Below are 18,365 nucleotides of genomic sequence, written 5' to 3'. Positions count from 1 at the left end.
CACGGCATCTGCAGGCGCAGGTGACCTTATAAAAATAAAAGGAAATGTTCATGACACTATCAGCTCGCGGGCCTGCTACGGGCACGCTCGACGTTCAGGCTTTCATCAACGCCCAGCCGTTGTCGGGTTACCAGTGGCGCGTGGTTGCGCTGTGCTTTCTGATCGTCTTTCTCGACGGACTGGACACGGCGGCGATGGGCTTCATCGCGCCGGCCCTGAGCCAGGACTGGGGCATTGATCGCGCCAGTCTGGGTCCGGTGATGAGCGCCGCGCTGATCGGCATGGTATTCGGCGCGCTGGGTTCCGGCCCGCTGGCCGACCGATTCGGACGCAAGGTGGTGCTGGTGGTGGCGGTGTTTCTGTTCGGGCTGTTCAGCCTGGCGTCGGCCTACAGCAGCAATATCGATCAGTTGCTGGTGTTGCGTCTGCTCACCGGTCTGGGGCTGGGTGCGGCGATGCCCAACGCGACCACACTGCTGTCCGAATACACGCCTGAGCGTCTGAAGTCGCTGCTGGTTACCAGCATGTTCTGCGGTTTCAACCTGGGGATGGCCTGCGGCGGTTTTGTGTCCGCCAAGCTCATTCCCAGCATGGGCTGGCACAGCCTGTTGATGCTCGGCGGCATCCTGCCGCTGATCCTGGCCGTGGTGCTGATGGTCTGGCTGCCGGAGTCGGCGCGGTTTCTGGTGGTGCGCAACCGGGGTGTCGAGCGCATTCGCAAGGTGCTGGCGCCGATTGCGCCGAAGGAAGTCGCGGGTGTGACCGCATTCAGCGTTCCTGAACAGAAGACCGTCAGCAGCCGCAATGTCTTGAAAGTGATTTTCTCCGGGACTTACAGTGCGGGCACCCTGTTGCTGTGGCTGACCTACTTCATGGGGCTGGTGATCGTGTACTTGCTGACCAGCTGGCTGCCGACATTGATGCGTGACAGCGGCGCGAGCATGGAGCAGTCGGCGTTCATCGGCGCGCTGTTCCAGTTCGGCGGCGTGCTCAGTGCCGTGGGCGTCGGCTGGGCCATGGACCGTTACAACCCGCACAAGGTGATCGGCGTGGCCTACGCACTGGCCGGCGTGTTTGCCTGGCTGGTTGGGCAGAGCCTCGGCAATGTCGCAGTCCTGGCGACACTGGTGCTGGTCGCGGGCATGTGCATCAACGGCGCACAGTCGGCGATGCCTTCGCTGGCGGCGCGCTTTTATCCGACTCAGGGCCGCGCCACGGGCGTGTCATGGATGCTGGGTATCGGTCGGTTCGGTGCGATTCTTGGCGCATGGGCCGGTGCGACTCTGCTGGGGCTGGGCTGGTCGTTCGAACAGGTGCTGACGGCGCTGGTGGTGCCTGCTGCACTGGCCGCGCTGGCGATTCTGATCAAGGGCTGGGTCAGCCATTCGGACGCCACTTGAAATCTTTTTACTCTGGAGCGCTGATGTGAGCAGACCGGGCAATCAACTTTTCGACGCGTACTTCACGCACCCCGACATGCGCCGGATCTTCTCGGACGAGGGGCGGGTGCAGGGCATGCTCGATTTCGAGGCTGCGCTGGCGAGGGCCGAGGCCAGAGTCGGTCTGATTCCGCAAGATGTGGTGTCAGACATCACGCAAAGCTGCCGTGCCGAGCTGTTCGATTTCGACGCGCTGGCGATTGCCATCGGCAACGCTGGCAACTCGGCGATCCCTCTGGTCAAGGCGCTGGGCAAACGCATCGCTGCACACAGCCCCGAGGCCGAACGCTATGTGCACATGGGGGCGACCAGTCAGGACGTGATGGACAGCGGTCTGATTCTGCAGGTTCGGAACGCTATCGATGTGCTGGAACGCGACCTCGGACAATTGGGCGACGCCTTGGCGCAACAGGCGCAGGTTCACGCGGCGACGCCGCTGGCCGGCCGTACCTGGCTGCAACAGGCCACGCCCGTCACGCTGGGCATGAAGATCGCGGGCTGGCTGGGTGCGATTACGCGTCACCGCCAGCGCCTGAACGAAATCAAGCCTCGCGTGTTGTGCCTGCAGTTTGGCGGCGCTTCCGGCAGTCTGGCGGCACTGGGCGATCAGGCGTTCAAAGTGGCCGAAGCACTGGCGGATGAACTGCAACTGCACTTGCCCGAGCAGCCGTGGCACACGCAGCGGGATCGACTGGTGGAGTTCGCGTCGTTGCTCGGTCTGATCGCGGGCAGCCTTGGCAAGCTGGGCCGCGATGTCAGCCTGCTGATGCAGACCGAAGTGGGCGAAGTCTTTGAGCCGTCTGCGCCGGGCAAGGGCGGCTCATCAACCATGCCGCACAAGCGCAATCCAGTGGGCGCTGCGGTCATGATCGGCGCGGCGACACGTGCGCCGGGTCTGGTCGCAACGATGTTCTCCGCCATGCCTCAGGAGCACGAGCGCAGTCTGGGCCTGTGGCATGCCGAGTGGGAAACCTTGCCTGAACTCTGCTGCCTGGTGTCCGGCTCGTTGCAGCAGGCATTGCAGGTGGTGCCGGGGCTGCAGGTCGATGCCGAACGCATGCGGGTCAATCTGGAATCCACTCGGGGGCTGGTGCTGGCCGAAGCGGTCAGCATCGCCCTGGCACAGCGCATCGGCCGCGATGCCGCGCACCACCTGATCGAACAGAGCTGTCGTCAGGCGGTGGAGCAGGGCGTGCACCTGCGTCAGGTGCTGGGGGAAAACCCTGAGGTCACCGCACAACTTTCTTCTGACGAGCTGGATCGCTTGCTCGATCCGGCCCATTACCTTGGCCAGGCCCGACGTTGGGTCGAGCGCGCCGTGGCCGAACACACAAGGATCACGCAATGACCGAAGACGAACGTTATCAGGCGGGCATGCAGGTGCGCCGCGCCGTACTCGGCGATACGCATGTCGATAACAGCCTGAAAAAGTTGACGCCGTTCAACGAGGAATTTCAGGAAATGATCACCCGGCATGCCTGGGGTGACATCTGGACACGTCCGGGTCTGCCGCGTCATACCCGGAGCCTGATCACCATCGCCATGCTGATCGGCATGAACCGCGAAGGTGAGCTGCGCCTGCACCTCAAGGCCGCCAAAAACAATGGCGTGACCCGCGAAGAGATCAAGGAAGTGCTGATGCAGAGCGCGATCTATTGCGGCATTCCGGCAGCCAACGCCACCTTCCATCTGGCCGAGGAAGTGTGGGATGAAATGGGTGTGGAATCGCTGAACAAGGAGTGAGCGCTTGAATTGAAGACGCCGCCGCAGTGCTGAACTGCGGCGGCGTTTTTGCTGGTGCCAGCGCTGTCAGAGCAGCGAGAGCGGGTAGCTGACGATCACACGGTTTTCGTCGAACTGGTTGGTGCTGTAGTCGCGCCGCATGGTCGAGTTGCGCCACTTGACTGACAGACTCTTGAACGCGCCGCTCTGGAACACGTAGGCCAGCTCGGTTTCCCGTGCCCATTCCTCGCCGTCAGTGATTGTGCCGGTGTGCACGTTTTCGCCGCTGATGTAGCGATTCATCAGGGTCAGACCGGGCACGCCCAGACCCGCGAAATCGTAGTCGTGGCGCAGTTGCCAGGATTTTTCCCGGGCGTTGTCGAAGCTTGAGTTGTAGCTGTCGTTGGCCAGGGTGCCGCCGCTGGTGCCGTTGACCCGCATCCACGCGCTGTCGCCGCTGACCTTCTGCAAACCGACATAGAACGTATTGCTGCCGTGGCGCGCAGAGAGCAGGGCCGACCAGGTCTTGTTGTCCAGATCGCCTGCCAGCGACTGACCGTCGTCCTTGCCCTGGAAGTAGCCGAGGTTTGCACCCAGCGTCCAGCTGCCCAACGGCTGGCTGTGTAGCAGGTTGACGTATTGCTGGTGATAGATGTCTTCAAGCTCGGCGTACCACAGACCGACCTGGGTGCGTTTTTCGTTGAAGACATACTCGCCGCCACCGAAGTTGAAACGATCCGAGGTAAAGGCCGCGCGGCCGTTCATGGACATGTCTTCCATGCTGGCGTCGTTGCGCGGACTGTTGCCACGGAACTGGCCGCCATACAGCGTGAGGCCGTCGATTTCCTTGGAGGTGATCTGACCGCCCTGGAAAGTCTGCGGCAGGGATCGTCCGTCATCGGAGCGCAGAATGGGTAATACGGGCATCCATTCGCCGACCTTCAATTCGGTCTTGGAGAAGCGTGCCTTGCCCGCGACTGCCAGACGCCCGAAATCGTCGGCCGGACGGCCATCGCTGTGAATCGGCAGCAATTGTGTGCCGCCGGTGCCTTTGCCGCCGTCCAGTTTGAGCGAGTAGAGGCCCAGCACGTCGACGCCGAAACCCACGGTGCCCTGGGTGAAACCCGAGCGGGCGTCGAGGATGAAGTTCTGGGTCCATTCTTCGGCGTAGTTCTGGGGGTTGGCCGGGTCGACGAAGTTGCGGTTGATGTAGAAGTTGCGTAGGTTCAGATTCACCTTGGCATCTTCAACGAAACCGGCAGCCTGAGAGACGGCGGGTATCAGACTGGTTGCGATGGCCGCAGAGAGGCCGCAAACGACGTTGCAGGGACGAGATGAGCGCATGGAAGACCTTTTTTGTAATTATTCAGTCAGTGAAGCTGGGTCTGATAGTGAAAGGCCGGGGTCAGCTCTGCAATTGTGAAACCATGGTTTTGGGCGATTACCGAACGTTAATGAACCGGTTCGAACATTTTATCCGGGACGATGCGAAGACAGGCTGCGATGCTCGTTGTCATGAACATTTTTTTCGCGCTTCAAGCCCCGACACTATTGAGTAAGGAAGCCCGATGAGCACTGCCAGTACGCCACTGTCCGGCGTCAATCAACCCCTCAAGGGGATCGGTTTCATTCTGCTGGCCACCTTTCTGTTTGCCAGCCACGACACACTTTCCAAGTACCTGTCCGGCTTCTATCCGATCATTCTGGTGGTGTGGGCGCGCTATCTGGTGCACATGCTGCTGATGGCCTGCATCTTCATGCCGTCGTCCGGTTTGCGGGTGCTGCGTACCAAGCGGCCCGGCCTGCAGGCGCTGCGTGCGCTGGCCTTGCTGGGCACCAGTCTGTTGTTCACCAGCAGCCTGATGTTCATTCCGCAGGCCGAGGCCACGGCGGTCAACTTCCTTGCGCCGCTGCTGGTCACTGCGCTGTCGGTGCCGCTTTTGCATGAGCGGGTGACGCGCGGGCAATGGATTGCCGTGATCGTCGGTTTTATGGGGGTGATGATCATCATTCATCCGGGTGGCGAGTTGTTCACGCCCGCGATTCTTTTGCCGCTGTCTTCGGCGTTCTGTTTTGCGCTGTACCAGTTGCTGACCCGACTGGTCAGCCCCTTCGACAGCCCGACCACCAGCAATTTCTTCGCCGGGCTGTTCAATACCCTGTTGATGAGCGCGCTGGTGCCCTTCTTCTGGGCAGTGCCTGAGCTCAAACACCTGCCGTTCCTGCTCGCGCTGGGCGCCTGCGGCATGGCCGCACACCTGCTGCTGACCCAGGCCTTCCGCTTCGCCGCACCTGCGATGCTGGCGCCGTTCAGTTACTGCCAGATCGTGTTTGCCGGTCTACTGGGTTTCATCGTGTTCGACCACATGCCCTCGCCGACAGCGCAGGCCGGTATCGCAATCATCTGCCTGAGCGGGCTGGCGGCTGCCTGGCAGCAGCGGCGTAAAGGCGGGTAGTGGTCGCGGTCTTGCCCCCCACATAAAACCAGCGAGCCAGTAAGTTGAGTACGACCTGATGAGGAATACAACCCGATAAAAAAGGCCCGCTCACTCACGTGAACGGGCCTTTCTCATGTGCATCACCCCATCATTCTTTGAGGTCAGGCACCTTGCGCGGAGCCATGAAGTACATCCAGATCAGCGCGATGAAGTACATCGCCGGGATCATGGTGAACAGCACGTTGTAGTTGTTATTGGTGGCGGTCAGGACCGCGCCGACGATCTGGGTCATGAACATGCCGCCGATGGCTGCACACATGCCGCCGAAGCCGAACACTGTGCTCATCATGTGCTTGGGGGTGTAGTCCATCACCAGGCTCCAGATGTTGGCGGTCCAGGCCTGGTGCGCACCGACGGCCAGCGAAATGGCCAGAACCGCTACCCACAGGCCGCTGGCGTTGGCGGCGAAGACCACGCTGCAGATAGTGATTGCGAAGATCAGCATCGACACCAGACGCGCCGTGGTGGCCCTTACGCCCCGGCCGATCAGCCAGGAGGACAGGATACCCCCGCCGATGCTGCCGAAGTCTGCGGTCAACCAGATCAGGATCAGCGGGATACCCATCTGGGTGACGCTGATGCCCAGGCTGTATTGCTGATTGAGGAACGGCGGCAGCCAGTAGAGGTAGAACCAGAACACCGGCGCAGTGATCGCATAGGCCAGAGCGAAGGCCCAGGTGCCGCGCATTTTCAGAATGGCCGAGAACGGCATTTTGACTGGCTCGGGTTCGACTTCCTGATTGATGTAGTCCAGTTCGCTCTTGCTGACGGTGGGGTGTTCTTCAGGGTTGTAGTACTTGAGGCGCCACATGATGACCCAGATCAGGCCGAGCGAACCCATTGCCACGAACGCGGCCTGCCAGCCCCATACAGTGAGAATCAGCGGCAGCAGGGCGGGGGTCAGCATGGCGCCGACGTTGGTTCCGGCGTTGAAGATGCCGGTGGCCACCGCACGTTCGCCCGCCGGGAACCACAGGCGTGTGGTCTTGACGCAGGCCGGATAGTTGGCGGCCTCGGTCAGGCCCAGAATGAAGCGGCAGACCATGAAGCCGGCCGCCGAAGTGGCCAGACCGTGTGCGCCGGTCGCCAGGCTCCACAGCAGCACGGCCAGGAAGAACGCACGCTTGACGCCGACCCGGTCGATGAACCGGCCCTGCAGCACGAAGCCTACTGCGTAACCCACCTGGAACCAGAAGTTGATGTTGGCGTAGTCCATCGCCGTCCAGCTCATTTCCTTGGCAAGAATCGGCTGCATGACCCCGAGGGCTGCGCGGTCGATGTAGTTCAGCGTGGTGGCGAAGAACACCAGAGCGAGCATGCCCCAGCGAGTCTTGCCCACGGCGAGTGCGCCGCGAATCTTTTCGCCCATGCCCGCCTGGGCGGCCTGGGCGGCCTGGGCGACAGGGTTGGTCTGGGTATTGAGCATGATGTTCTAACCATCCGTTCCAAGACTGCGCTGCTGGCGACAGTCGGACTGAGAAGTCCACTCGATTCAGGCGTTATGCGTGTGCAGTGAAGCCGCTGCGATTCGAAAGCCATGGGGCATGGTCTTGCGAAACGTTTTCAGGGCCGACAATTTACAGGCTGTTGCTGACGAGTGCGCTGGATTGTTTCAGGAAACGAAGTGCCGGATCGGATGTGTGACCGGATGGGTTCTTCGATCCTGCAACCGTGGACGGCGAACGGAACTGAGGAGCGGGGCGGTTGAGGTGCACATGAGCAATGTTCCTGTTGTTTGAATTGTTATGGTTTGCTTCGGGTAACGGGTGTTCGAAACGTTCTGCTGCGCTGCAAGGTGAGGCTGATGGTGAGCATTGCGCCACGCATCGTCAATCAAGTAACTCGGCTTCTGTTCGATAATCGAACGTAAAACTAACCGGTTCGTACACTTTATGTTGCTGTAGTATTTTGACAGGCAAATACTTGAATGGCACCTCTGAATAAGGCCGGGAAAGGCCAGGAATGCGGTGCTGTCCAGTCACGATTCGTCAGGATCGTGTTCATTCAGGAGCTAGAAGCATGCAGCGTTCAATTGCCACCGTATCCTTGAGCGGTACTCTGCCCGAAAAGCTCGAGGCCATCGCCGCAGCTGGCTTTGATGGCGTCGAGATTTTCGAAAACGACCTTCTTTACTACGACGGCAGCCCTCGCAACGTGCGGCAGATGTGTGCCGATCTGGGCATCGCCATTACCCTGTTCCAGCCGTTCCGCGACTTCGAAGGCTGCCGCCGTGACCGCCTGCAGCGCAACGTGGACCGTGCCGAGCGCAAATTCGATTTGATGCAGGAGCTGGGCACCGATCTGGTGCTGGTCTGCAGTAACGCATCCGCCGATTCGGTGGGCGACGAAAACATCCTGATCGACGACCTGAGTCTGCTGGCCGAGCACGCCGGTGCGCGTGGCCTTCGGGTCGGTTATGAAGCCCTCGCCTGGGGGCGTCATGTGAACACCTGGCAGCAGGTCTGGAATCTGGTGCGTCAGGTGGATCACCCGGCGCTGGGTGTCCTGCTCGACAGCTTCCACACGTTGTCGCTCAAGGGGGATCCGAGCGCGATTGCGCAGATTCCGGGCGACAAGATTTTCTTCGTGCAAATGGCAGATGCGCCGATTCTGGCCATGGACGTGCTGGAATGGAGCCGCCATTTCCGCTGCTTCCCCGGCCAGGGTGAGTTCGATCTGGCGGGCTTTCTCGCGCCAATCCTGCGCAGTGGCTACACCGGCCCGTTGTCGCTGGAAGTGTTCAACGACGGTTTTCGCGCGGCACCGACCCGCGCCAATGCGGCAGACGGTTTGCGCTCGCTGCTGTATCTGGAAGAAAAGACTCGCCAGTTGCTGGCCCGCGAGGCCGAAGCAAAAATCCCCGACATCCTGTTCAGCCCGCCACCGGCCAGTACTTACAACGGCGTCGAGTTTCTTGAGTTTGCCGTCGATGAAAGCCACGGCGCACGTCTGTCGGGCTGGCTGGAGCGACTGGGCTTTGCCAAGCTGGGCCAGCACCGCTCCAAGGCCGTCAGCCTGTTGGGGCAGGGCGATATCAAGATCGTCCTTAATGCCGAACCGTATTCATTTGCTCACAGCTTCTTCGAGGCCCACGGTCCGTCGCTGTGCGCGACCGCATTACGCGTCGATGACGGTCATCAGGCGCTGGAGCGTGCGCGGGCCTTCAAAGGCCAGCCTTATCGCGGTCTGGTCGGCCCCAACGAGCGCGAGATTCCATCGGTGCGCGCCCCGGATGGCAGCCTGATCTATCTGGTCGACAACGCCGCACCGGGCGATTCGATCTACGACAGTGACTTTGTCATCAACCCGCAGGTAGCCGGCAAGGGCGGGCTACAGCGCATCGATCACATGGCCATGGCGCTGCCAGCCGACAGCCTCGACAGCTGGGTGCTGTTCTACAAGAGCATTCTGGACTTCGAAGCCGACGACGAAGTCGTGCTGCCGGACCCTTACGGGCTGGTCAAGAGCCGCGCACTGCGCAGCCGTTGCAGCACCGTGCGTCTGCCGCTGAATATCTCCGAGAACCGCAACACGGCCATTTCCCACGCGCTGTCCAGTTATCGCGGTTCGGGCGTGCACCACATCGCGTTTTCCTGCGAAGACATTTTTGCCGAAGTCAGCCGCGCCAAAGAGGCCGGTGTGCCGCTGCTGGATATCCCGCTCAACTATTACGATGACCTGGCGGCCCGCTTCGATTTCGATGACGAGTTCCTCAGCGAACTGGCGTACTACAACGTGTTGTACGACCGCGATGCCGACGGCGGCGAGCTGTTTCATGTCTACACCGACGCGTTCGACGGGCGCTTCTTCTTCGAGATCCTGCAACGCAAGAACGGCTACGTCGGGTATGGCGCAGCCAACGTTGCAGTGCGGCTGGCCGCAATGGCCAAGGCGCGCAGTGTGGCAATACGTCAGGCGCGGTTGTGAGCGTTTGATCTGATCGAACCGGTCGCTGCAGGCGCTCGGGTGCCTCGCAGCTTCCCTGCCTCGACGCTCGGCGGCATACTCCACGTACAACCCGTGGTCATGAGCCAACAATGAAAACAACCGACGACTCCGTTGCCCTCGAACCTGTCACGTTGCGGCCCTCGGGACGCAAGAACAATCCTGAAAAGACCCGCGAAGACATCCTTCAGGCTGCCGTGGCCGAATTCGTCGCCCACGGCCTTTCAGGCGCGCGCGTCGATGCGATAGCCGAGCGCACGAAGACTTCCAAGCGGATGATCTACTACTACTTCGTCAGCAAGGAACAGCTCTACGTCGAGGTTCTGGAAAAGCTTTACGGCGATATCCGCAATACCGAAAGCGAGCTGAATCTGGGCGAGCTGGAGCCTGTCGAGGCAATTAATCGAGTGGTGGAGTTCACCTTCGATCACCACGACAACAACGTCGATTTCGTGCGCATCGTCTGCATCGAAAACATTCATAACGGCGAAAACGTCAAGCAGTCCGATACCATTCAGGCCCAGAGCCAGAACATCATTCGGGCGCTGGAAGGCATCCTGCGTCGCGGTGAGGAAAGCGGTGAGTTTCGCTCGGGCGTGCACCCGATCGACCTGCACCTGATGATCAGCTCGTTCTGCTTCTATCGCATTTCCAACCGCCACACGTTCAGCGAGATCTTCCAGATCGAGCTGTGGAGCGATGAGGTCAAACAGCGTCACAAGGAAATGATCTGCGACGCTGTGTTGCGTTACCTCAAGGCCTGAACGCTAAAGGCTGTGGAAGTGCTGCATCATGCGCTCGGCATCCGCTGACCGGCCGCTGAACAGCTCGAAGGCTTTGACGGCCTGAAACACGGCCATCGTCGTGCCGTCCAGCGTGCGGCAGCCCAGCGCGCGAGCATGCCTGAGCAGTTCGGTTTCCAGCGGAAAGTAGATGATTTCCGCGACCCATTGCTCAGCACGCAGCAGTTCCACCGGCAGCGGTGTACCGGGCAACTTGGCCATGCCGACCGGTGTGGTGTTGACCACGCCGTCGGCTTCGGCCATTGCCGCAGGCAGATTCAGACCAACCTGTGCACGGCCCGCGCCGAAATGAGCGGTGAGGTTGTCCACCAGACCCTGGGCACGCTGCGGTTCGACCTCGAACACGCTCAAGCGCTCGACGCCTGCACTCAACAACGCATAAGCCACCGCAGCCCCCGCGCCGCCTGCACCCATTTGCACGACATGCTGGCGTGGCGCCTTGTCCAGACCACGCTTGAAGCCTTCCGCGAACCCCAGACAATCGGTGTTGTGGCCGGTGCTTTTACCGTCCTTGAACACCACGGTATTGACTGCGCCGATGCCGCGCGCTTCTTCGGACAACTCGTCCAGTAGCGGAATAACCGCCTGCTTGCAGGGGAAGGTGATGTTCAGGCCGGTGAAGCCGCAGTCACGTGCACCTGCAATCAGACGGGGCAGGGCGCTGATGTCCAGTTTGAGCGCATCGATATCGATCAGGCGATACAGATAGCGCATGCCCTGCGCGTCACCTTCGTGTTCGTGCAGCGCCGGGGTGCGTGACGCCTGGATGCCTGAACCGATCAGGCCGGCGAGTACGGAGGTTGATTCAGCGTGGCTCATGACGATATGTCTCTTGTTTTTGTCGTGCCGCCCGATGGCGGGAAGGTTTCAAAAAATGTACCAGATGGTTAATAGTGACGCAGTGGCTGATCAATTGCCATGCGTTGATTCTGTGCGGTGATCGCCCCGATCAGGGATAATGCGCGGCCATAGCCGTTCAAGCCTTACAAGAGATGACGAGTCCCCGCATGTCCGAATCCGTTTTTCGCGCCGCTCACCAGCAAGCCAGCACGCTGTACCTGCCAGCAGGCCCATGGACGACGGTGCTGGACTGCCTGTGCGCGAAGTTCTCCGCCATCAGCCGCGAAGAGTGGCTGGACCGTATCGCCCGGTCGCGGGTGCTGGATGCCAACGGCCAGGCCATCACCGCTGATCTGGCTTACCGCGAAGGTCTGAAGATTCACTATTTCCGCGAAGTGCCGAACGAGACGCCGATTCCAGTCGTCGAGACCATTCTGTATGCCGACGAGCATCTGGTGGTCGCTGACAAGCCACACTTTCTGCCGGTCACGCCTGCCGGTGAATACGTCGAGCAAACCCTGCTGCGCCGGCTGATCCATCGTCTGGATAATTCGGATCTGGTGCCCTTGCACCGCATCGACCGCCATACCGCCGGGCTGGTGTTGTTCTCGGCCAACAGGCAGACCCGTTCGGCGTATCAGGCATTGTTCCCAACACGTCGTATCGACAAGTTCTACGAGGCGATTGCGCCTGCGCTTCCGTCATTAGCATTTCCACGGCTGCATGAGAGTCGTCTTGTCGATGGCGAGCCATTCTTCCGCATGCAAGAAGTATCGGGGCCTGCGAATACGCAGACTCGCATCGAAGTGCTCGAACGCAATGAATCGCTGTGGCGCTATGGGCTGTACCCGGTGACGGGCAAGAAGCATCAGTTGCGCGTACACATGGCCGCGCTGGGCGCTGCCATCTGCAACGACCCTTTCTACCCGGAGGTGATCAGGGACGCAGTCGATGACTATCAGCAGCCGCTCAAGCTGCTGGCAAAGGCGCTGCGGTTCGACGATCCGCTCACTGGCGAGCCGCGTAAGTTTCAAAGCCAGCTGAAACTCGACTGGTAGCCGCGAGGCGAGCAGACGAAAAAAAACCCGCACTCAGCGGGTTTTTTCACATCAGTAACGTCACGCGAGGATCACAGATCCTTGACGGTACGTACCTGATCCTTGTTGATGCGGGTTTCTTTGCCATCAAGCTGCTTGAACTCGTAGAAGCCCGAGTCCTCATCATACTTCGGAGTGTCGACAGACTGGATTTCACGACCATCATTCAGAGTGATCACAGTGGGCGAAGCGCAGCCAGCCAAAGAGGCGATGCCCAATGCAAGCAGAAAGGCAGCGGGAAGGGTCCGTTGTTTCATTACTGTGTCTCCAGATGGATTCTTGATTAACTGACCGTAAGACGTATACACCCGCAGCAAGTTCAATGAACAGTCACTTGCGTCGGTTGTCATCTGATCCGGCCAGCAGACAGGGTGTGTTCAGGTTGGCCAGTCTCGGGTCTCCGGCGTCCAGTTGCAGGGCCACTGGATGCAGGGGTGCCAACGCCCGCCGTGGGCTGCGCTCGCCTGTCTGCCATGCGGCTTCCAGCGTCGCAGCGTGGGCGGTCGGAATGATACATAAAAGCGGCTGCCAATGTTCACCTTCACGCACCATGACCGGGTTGTCCGGGTGCCTGTCTGCCAATTGGCGCAACGCGTCCAGCAGCGATTTATCGATCAGCGGCGCGTCGCAGGGCAGCACCAGCAGCGCGTCATGCTGTGCCTGCGGCAGCGCGGCGAGGATTCCGGCCAGCGGACCGTTGAAGTCAGTGTCGCTGTCCTGAACCAGTCGATCAGCGAACGCGGCGTAGCGTTCGAGGTTGCGATTGCAGGAAATGATCAGGTCATCGGTCAGCGGCCGTGTCAGGCGATGCAGGTGCTGGATCATCGGTTCGCCCTGCCACTCGATCAGCCCTTTGTCGCGCCCGCCCATGCGCTGGCCGCGACCTCCTGCGAGCAGCAGAATCGAGCAGGGCGGCAATGGGGCAGAGGCGTTCATCAGAGACTCGGCAGGCAGTGAAAAGGAGTGCTGTGATATAACACCGGCCTGTTTCCTTAACAACCGGATCGAGGCCATGAAAGCAAAGGCTGACACACCTTTTGTACCCCTGAACATCGCTGTACTGACCGTCAGCGACACCCGCACCCGCGAAACCGATACCTCGGGCCAGATGTTCGTCGATCGCCTGACCGAAGCCGGTCACGGCCTGATCGAGCGCGTTCTGCTCAAGGATGACCTCTACAAGATCCGCGCTCAGGTGGCGACCTGGATCGCCGATGAGCAGGTTCAGGTCGTACTGATCACTGGCGGCACCGGCTTCACCGGACGCGACAGCACGCCAGAAGCCGTGGCCTGTCTGCTGGACAAGCAGGTCGACGGATTCGGCGAGCTGTTCCGGCAGATATCGGTGCCGGACATCGGCACCTCGACCATTCAGTCGCGTGCGCTGGCCGGGCTGTCCAACGGCACACTGGTCTGCTGCCTGCCAGGCTCCACCAACGCCGTGCGTACCGCCTGGGACGGCATTCTGGCTGAACAGCTGGATTCACGTTTCCGTCCGTGCAATTTCGTTCCGCACCTCAAGCAGGCCGAGCCCTGCGCGACCCGTGGTTGAACGGTCATGAGCGCTGAGCCCAAGGCCTTGATGCCTGTCGAAGACGCCATCGCGCGTCTGCTGGAGATGGCTGAAGCCGCGCCTATCACACAGCATGAGCGTGTGCGGCTAGCTGATGCCGAAGGTCGCGTGCTGGCGACCGATCTGGTGTCGACGCTGGACCTGCCGCCCTGGCCGAACAGCGCCATGGACGGCTACGCCCTGCGCGTGGCCGACTGGCGCGGAGAGCCCTTGCCCGTCAGCCAGCGTATTTTCGCAGGTCAGGCTCCCGAGCCTCTGGCACCCGGAACCTGCGCACGCATCTTCACCGGCGCGCCGGTGCCCGAGGGCGCTGATTGCGTCGAGATGCAGGAAAACGCCGAGGTCCTGGATGATCAACGTGTGCGTTTCACCGAATCACTGAAACCTGAGCAGAACATTCGTCCTCAGGGCCAGGAAACCCGGATTGGCGACACGGTGCTGGCGGCCGGTACACGGCTGGGGCCGATCGAACTGGGGTTGGCTGCGTCGCTCGGTCTGGCCGAAGTGGACGTGGTCCGGCGGGTGCGCGTGGCGGTGTTGTCCACTGGCGACGAACTGATCGAGCCGGGGCAGCCGCTCGGGCCGGGGCAGATCTACAACAGCAATCGCGTGCTGTTGTGCAGCTGGCTGACGCGTCTGCAGTGCGAAGTCGTGGATGCCGGAATTCTGCCGGACGATCTCGCAAAGACCCGCGCTGCATTGGCGAGCCTGCATGAGGTCGACCTGATTCTGTCCACCGGCGGTGTGTCGGTGGGCGAGGCGGATTTTCTGGGGCATGCCTTGCGCGAAGAAGGCGAGCTGTCGCTCTGGAAGCTTGCCATCAAGCCAGGCAAGCCGCTGACGTTCGGGCATTTTCGGGGTGTGCCGGTGATCGGCCTGCCGGGCAATCCGGCTTCCACGCTGGTGACCTTTGCCTTGCTGGCCCGCGCCTATCTGTTGCGCCGTCAGGGCGTAATCGATGTTACGCCCTTGAAGTTTGCAGTGCCGGCCGGATTCGCCTGGACGCGTCCCGGCAATCGTCGCGAGTACCTGCGCGGGCGTCTTGAACAGGGCAGGGCGGTTCCCTATCGCAACCAGAGCTCCGGCGTGCTGCGTAGCGCGGCCTGGGCTGACGGGCTGATCGAAGTGCGTGAAGGCGCCACCGTGGCAGAAAGCGACTGGGTCAACTTCATTCCTCTAAGCGAGGTGATGGGCTGACGCCATGGCTGGCTGACCGGGCATGAGCTACCCTCAACAACGCTGACAAGTAGGGCATCCTGTTTTCGCCCCGGAGTATTGTTATGGCGTCATTGAGAGTGGCTTGTGTCATCCCGACCTACAACGGACGTAAGGACCTGGAGCGCCTGCTGGACTCTCTGGCCACGCAGACGGCGACGTTCGACACGCTGATCGTCGACTCCAGTTCGTCGGACGGCACGCTTGAGCTGGCGCGCGCGCGTTGCGCAAACGTGCTGTGCATCGACAGCAAGGACTTCAACCACGGCGGCACCCGGCAGATGATGGTCGATCTGCACCCCGAGTATGACGTTTACGTCTACATGACCCAGGACGCTTACGTCGAAGACGTTGATGCAATTGCCAACATTCTGCTGCCATTTGCCGACCCGAAAGTCGGTGCCGTGTGCGGGCGGCAATTGCCCCACAAGAACGCCAACCTGCTTGCCCAGCACGCGCGGCTGTTCAACTACCCGCCGACCTCACAGATCAAGACCCTGGCCGACGCGCCGGTGCTGGGCATCAAAACGCCATTCATGTCCAATTCGTTTGCGGCCTATCGCGGCGAAGCCTTGCTGGCCATCGGCGGATTTCCCCGGCATGTGATCCTGTCCGAGGACATGTACGTCACGGCCAGGATGCTGATCGATGGCTGGAAAGTGGCCTACGAAGGCTCGGCGGTCTGTCGGCATTCGCACAACTACAGCCTGCGTGAGGAGTTTCGGCGCTACTTCGACATTGGTGTGTTCCAGTCGCGTGAAGCGTGGATCTACGAAACCTTCGGCGGCATCGCGGGCGAAGGCATGCGCTACGTGAAATCCGAACTCGCGTTCCTTGGCCCCAGACGTTTTCTCTGGTGGCCGATGTCCTTCGTTCGCAACGCCGTCAAGCTGCTGGCCTACAAACTCAGCAAGCAGGAAAAACGCCTGCCCCGAGGCGTGAAGAAAAGGCTCGGGATGTACAAGCGGTATTGGGACAGCCCGTATGCGTGAGGTTGTCGTCGCGTTACGTTCCCGATCAGATCACCGCCTCGCTCACGCTGATCGTGCCCATCGCTCCGCGGGGGCGTGCCTCCCGTGACGCTCCGCGTCACAAATGGCACAGATTGCGGACTCAGTGAGCCGAGCGCCCGACTCAGGTCACCTTTGCGCCCTTACGGCGCGCTACTTTGAGGGACCAAAGTAGCCAAAGTCCTTTGCTCCGGTTCCGGCCCCGGCTTCGCCGGGGTTCCTTCGTCCTGACACTGATTCGGGGGTCGCTGCAAATGGGCCATCCATGGCCCAGTGCAGCTCAATCGGCATCCATGCCGATTGCCCCCCGAATCAGCGCCAGGACTCAGCCTTCACCCACGTCGCGATCTGTGGTGTTCATGCTACCGCGCTACAAAAGCACATCAGTGCTGTTGACTCTCCGGACAACCAGATGATTTGTGTATAACGGTGAGCGCTCCGCCTGGGCATGCCGCCCGTGACGCTCCGTGTCACATTCCCGAAAGCGCCTCTCTTTTTCTGAACGACGCTTGATCAGCGGCCAGCCATCCGTGAACGCAGAGATCACGGATGCATCTGCATTCGTGCGTCCTGTGCACTTATACGCTGTGCAAATGTAAATTTTCCTGAGTGGCCCCGTTTTCTAAAATGCCAGCGCTTCCCTCGCTCTGGATCCATCGCCCATGTCTTCCCTTGTCGCCATCGACCCTGTCATCCCGGCTGCCCAGCCCATCAAACCTGCGCCTGCGGTATTCGGCCTGCAGACGATCATAGGGCTTCTGGGCGTGCTGCTGGCGGTGCTGGTCGCCGGGATCAACGAGGGTGTGACGCGCATTGCCATGGCCGACATTCGTGGTGCGATGTTCATTGGTGCCGACGAAGCGACCTGGCTGGTGGCGGCCTATTCGGCGACCTCGGTTGCGGCGATGGCCTTCGCGCCATGGTTCGCGGTCAGCCTGTCGCTGCGACGCTTCACCCTTGGCGCTATCACGGCCTTCATCGTGCTTGGCTTGTTGTGCCCGTTCGCGCCGAACTACCCCAGCCTGCTGGTCCTGCGCATTCTGCAAGGTCTGGCAGCGGGTTGCCTGCCGCCCATGCTGATGACCGTCGCGCTGCGCTTTCTACCGCCGCACATCAAATTGTACGGGCTCGCCGGGTACGCCCTGACCGCAACCTTCGGTCCCAGTCTGGGTACGCCGCTTGCCGCGTTGTGGACCGAGCATTTCAACTGGCAATGGACGTTCTGGCAGGTCATCCCTGCGTGTCTTGTCGCAATGATCGCCATTGCTCACGGCATTCCCCAGGATCCATTGCGTCTGGAGCGCTTCAGAACGTTCAACTGGCGTGGCGTGCTGCTCGGATTGCCTGCCATTGCAGCGCTGGTGATCGGCATCCTGCAAGGCAATCGCCTGGACTGGTTCGAGTCCACCCTGATCTGCTGGCTGCTGGGCGGCGGACTGGTGCTGCTGGTGGCGTTCATGGTCAACGAATGGTTCACCCCGGTGCCGTTTTTCAAACTGCAACTGCTGGCGGGTCGAAACCTGTCGCATGCCTTGCTGACGCTGGGTGGTGTGTTGATCGTTCTGACGGCAGTCGCCTCGATTCCGTCGTCCTATCTGGCCCAGGTGCACGGTTATCGCCCGTTGCAGACTGCACCGCTGATGCTGATCGTTGCTTTGCCGCAACTGGTTGCACTGCCTCTTGTGGCGGCGCTGTGCAACGTGCGCTGGATCGATTGCCGCTGGGTATTGGCGACCGGGCTTGGCCTGCTTGCACTGTATTGCGGGTTGGCGACGCAAATGACTTCAGAATGGATTCGTGACAACTTTTACAGCCTGCAACTGCTGCAGATCATTGCCCAGCCGATGGCGGTCCTGCCGTTGCTGATGCAGGCGACTGGCGGGATCGCACCGCCCGATGGTCCGTTCGCGTCTTCATGGTTCAACACCGTGCGCGGTTTGTCGGCGGTTATCGCCACCGGCGTGCTGGAAGCCCTGACCACCTCGCGCCAACATTTTCACTCCAACGTGCTGGTCGACCGCCTGGGTAATTCGCCCTGGCTGGCTGCTGACGATTCGGTGACCTCCCTGACCCATCGACTGCACGAGCAGGCCGTGGTGCTGACCAGTGCCGATCTGTATTTCTGCATGGGCTGGCTTGCCGCCGGGCTGATTCTGCTGATTCCTCTGATGCCGACGCGGGTTTATCCGCCTCGTGCGCCGAACTGATTTTCTGTCGAGACCT

General features: G+C 60.9%; 16 protein-coding genes. 11 read left to right on the top strand and 5 right to left on the bottom strand.

What is annotated here, in order from left to right:
• Positions 1–50: 50 nt before the first annotated feature.
• Genes pcaK through pcaC form a run of 3 tightly spaced genes read left to right on the top strand, consistent with a single transcriptional unit; the run spans position 51 to position 3,182 of the window.
• A complete protein-coding gene (pcaK, locus tag AC0IXS_RS03640; RefSeq protein WP_004885595.1) occupies positions 51–1,400 on the top strand; it encodes a 4-hydroxybenzoate transporter PcaK in 1,350 nt (449 codons plus the stop codon).
• Positions 1,401–1,425: 25 nt separating this feature from the next.
• Positions 1,426–2,787, top strand: coding sequence for a 3-carboxy-cis,cis-muconate cycloisomerase (locus tag AC0IXS_RS03635; protein WP_122669273.1), 1,362 nt, complete (start codon positions 1,426–1,428; stop codon positions 2,785–2,787).
• Positions 2,784–3,182 carry a 4-carboxymuconolactone decarboxylase gene (gene pcaC / locus AC0IXS_RS03630; protein ID WP_004885592.1) on the top strand — a complete coding sequence of 133 codons (399 nt, stop codon included), beginning with the start codon at positions 2,784–2,786 and terminating at the stop codon, positions 3,180–3,182. The genes AC0IXS_RS03635 and pcaC overlap by 4 nt, the downstream gene beginning before the upstream one ends.
• Before the next feature lie 66 nt (positions 3,183–3,248).
• Here the strand turns inward: pcaC and AC0IXS_RS03625 are convergent, their stop codons facing one another.
• Positions 3,249–4,505 (bottom strand): OprD family porin, encoded by a 1,257-nt coding sequence (locus tag AC0IXS_RS03625; protein ID WP_137203017.1) that lies wholly within the window; start codon positions 4,503–4,505, stop codon positions 3,249–3,251.
• Between the two features lie 224 nt (positions 4,506–4,729).
• Between AC0IXS_RS03625 and AC0IXS_RS03620 the strand changes: the two genes are divergently transcribed.
• Positions 4,730–5,617 (top strand): DMT family transporter, encoded by an 888-nt coding sequence (locus tag AC0IXS_RS03620; RefSeq protein ID WP_471823789.1) that lies wholly within the window; start codon positions 4,730–4,732, stop codon positions 5,615–5,617.
• Positions 5,618–5,747: 130 nt separating this feature from the next.
• Here the strand turns inward: AC0IXS_RS03620 and AC0IXS_RS03615 are convergent, their stop codons facing one another.
• Positions 5,748–7,085 (bottom strand): MFS transporter, encoded by a 1,338-nt coding sequence (locus AC0IXS_RS03615; RefSeq protein WP_471823787.1) that lies wholly within the window; start codon positions 7,083–7,085, stop codon positions 5,748–5,750.
• Positions 7,086–7,678: 593 nt separating this feature from the next.
• Here AC0IXS_RS03615 and quiC point away from each other — a divergent pair.
• Entirely contained in the window at positions 7,679–9,586 is a 1,908-nt protein-coding gene (quiC, locus tag AC0IXS_RS03610; protein WP_122571486.1) for a 3-dehydroshikimate dehydratase QuiC, read from the top strand.
• A gap of 110 nt (positions 9,587–9,696) precedes the next feature.
• Entirely contained in the window at positions 9,697–10,368 is a 672-nt protein-coding gene (locus tag AC0IXS_RS03605; RefSeq protein WP_471823784.1) for a TetR/AcrR family transcriptional regulator, read from the top strand.
• A 3-nt stretch (positions 10,369–10,371) separates the two neighbouring features.
• Here AC0IXS_RS03605 and AC0IXS_RS03600 read toward each other — a convergent pair whose 3' ends face one another.
• Entirely contained in the window at positions 10,372–11,226 is an 855-nt protein-coding gene (locus AC0IXS_RS03600; protein ID WP_057411019.1) for a shikimate dehydrogenase, read from the bottom strand.
• A 188-nt stretch (positions 11,227–11,414) separates the two neighbouring features.
• Here AC0IXS_RS03600 and AC0IXS_RS03595 point away from each other — a divergent pair, with 188 nt between their 5' ends.
• On the top strand, positions 11,415–12,305 hold the full coding sequence (locus AC0IXS_RS03595; protein ID WP_057411020.1) for a pseudouridine synthase: 891 nt from the start codon (positions 11,415–11,417) through the stop codon (positions 12,303–12,305).
• A 71-nt stretch (positions 12,306–12,376) separates the two neighbouring features.
• On the opposite strand, the gene AC0IXS_RS03590 is transcribed toward AC0IXS_RS03595, so the two are convergent.
• Positions 12,377–12,601, bottom strand: coding sequence for a YgdI/YgdR family lipoprotein (locus AC0IXS_RS03590; protein WP_004885580.1), 225 nt, complete (start codon positions 12,599–12,601; stop codon positions 12,377–12,379).
• Positions 12,602–12,674: 73 nt separating this feature from the next.
• Positions 12,675–13,280 (bottom strand): molybdenum cofactor guanylyltransferase MobA, encoded by a 606-nt coding sequence (gene mobA / locus AC0IXS_RS03585; RefSeq protein WP_057411021.1) that lies wholly within the window; start codon positions 13,278–13,280, stop codon positions 12,675–12,677.
• 76 nt (positions 13,281–13,356) lie between these two features.
• On the opposite strand from mobA, the gene moaB reads away from it, so the two are divergent.
• The 4 genes from moaB (at position 13,357) to AC0IXS_RS03565 (ending at position 18,349) form a co-directional block, all read left to right on the top strand.
• Entirely contained in the window at positions 13,357–13,896 is a 540-nt protein-coding gene (moaB, locus tag AC0IXS_RS03580) for a molybdenum cofactor biosynthesis protein B (protein WP_004885577.1), read from the top strand.
• Between the two features lie 6 nt (positions 13,897–13,902).
• The gene (locus AC0IXS_RS03575) at positions 13,903–15,114 is read left to right on the top strand and encodes a molybdopterin molybdotransferase MoeA (RefSeq protein ID WP_122669269.1); all 1,212 of its coding nucleotides are present in this window, start codon (positions 13,903–13,905) and stop codon (positions 15,112–15,114) included.
• Between the two features lie 83 nt (positions 15,115–15,197).
• On the top strand, positions 15,198–16,124 hold the full coding sequence (locus AC0IXS_RS03570) for a glycosyltransferase family 2 protein (RefSeq protein WP_004885573.1): 927 nt from the start codon (positions 15,198–15,200) through the stop codon (positions 16,122–16,124).
• A gap of 680 nt (positions 16,125–16,804) precedes the next feature.
• Positions 16,805–18,349 carry an MFS transporter gene (locus tag AC0IXS_RS03565; protein WP_057408683.1) on the top strand — a complete coding sequence of 515 codons (1,545 nt, stop codon included), beginning with the start codon at positions 16,805–16,807 and terminating at the stop codon, positions 18,347–18,349.
• Positions 18,350–18,365 lie beyond the last annotated feature (16 nt).

This window comes from Pseudomonas sp. AC016 (genome assembly GCF_979253365.1).
The sequence above is the reverse complement of the archived record's forward strand: the minus strand, read 5'-3'. Positions and strand labels throughout refer to the sequence as shown.

Excerpts from the sequence above, each read along its gene's own strand:
- pcaK (WP_004885595.1), top strand. The coding sequence starts at position 51 with ATGACACTATCAGCTCGCGGGCCTGCTACGGGCACGCTCGACGTTCAG.
- pcaC (WP_004885592.1), top strand. The coding sequence starts at position 2,784 with ATGACCGAAGACGAACGTTATCAGGCGGGCATGCAGGTGCGCCGCGCC.
- AC0IXS_RS03625 (WP_137203017.1), bottom strand. The coding sequence starts at position 4,505 with ATGCGCTCATCTCGTCCCTGCAACGTCGTTTGCGGCCTCTCTGCGGCC.
- AC0IXS_RS03620 (WP_471823789.1), top strand. The coding sequence starts at position 4,730 with ATGAGCACTGCCAGTACGCCACTGTCCGGCGTCAATCAACCCCTCAAG.
- AC0IXS_RS03615 (WP_471823787.1), bottom strand. The coding sequence starts at position 7,085 with ATGCTCAATACCCAGACCAACCCTGTCGCCCAGGCCGCCCAGGCCGCC.
- quiC (WP_122571486.1), top strand. The coding sequence starts at position 7,679 with ATGCAGCGTTCAATTGCCACCGTATCCTTGAGCGGTACTCTGCCCGAA.
- AC0IXS_RS03605 (WP_471823784.1), top strand. The coding sequence starts at position 9,697 with ATGAAAACAACCGACGACTCCGTTGCCCTCGAACCTGTCACGTTGCGG.
- AC0IXS_RS03600 (WP_057411019.1), bottom strand. The coding sequence starts at position 11,226 with ATGAGCCACGCTGAATCAACCTCCGTACTCGCCGGCCTGATCGGTTCA.
- AC0IXS_RS03595 (WP_057411020.1), top strand. The coding sequence starts at position 11,415 with ATGTCCGAATCCGTTTTTCGCGCCGCTCACCAGCAAGCCAGCACGCTG.
- AC0IXS_RS03590 (WP_004885580.1), bottom strand. The coding sequence starts at position 12,601 with ATGAAACAACGGACCCTTCCCGCTGCCTTTCTGCTTGCATTGGGCATC.
- mobA (WP_057411021.1), bottom strand. The coding sequence starts at position 13,280 with ATGAACGCCTCTGCCCCATTGCCGCCCTGCTCGATTCTGCTGCTCGCA.
- moaB (WP_004885577.1), top strand. The coding sequence starts at position 13,357 with ATGAAAGCAAAGGCTGACACACCTTTTGTACCCCTGAACATCGCTGTA.
- AC0IXS_RS03575 (WP_122669269.1), top strand. The coding sequence starts at position 13,903 with ATGAGCGCTGAGCCCAAGGCCTTGATGCCTGTCGAAGACGCCATCGCG.
- AC0IXS_RS03570 (WP_004885573.1), top strand. The coding sequence starts at position 15,198 with ATGGCGTCATTGAGAGTGGCTTGTGTCATCCCGACCTACAACGGACGT.
- AC0IXS_RS03565 (WP_057408683.1), top strand. The coding sequence starts at position 16,805 with ATGTCTTCCCTTGTCGCCATCGACCCTGTCATCCCGGCTGCCCAGCCC.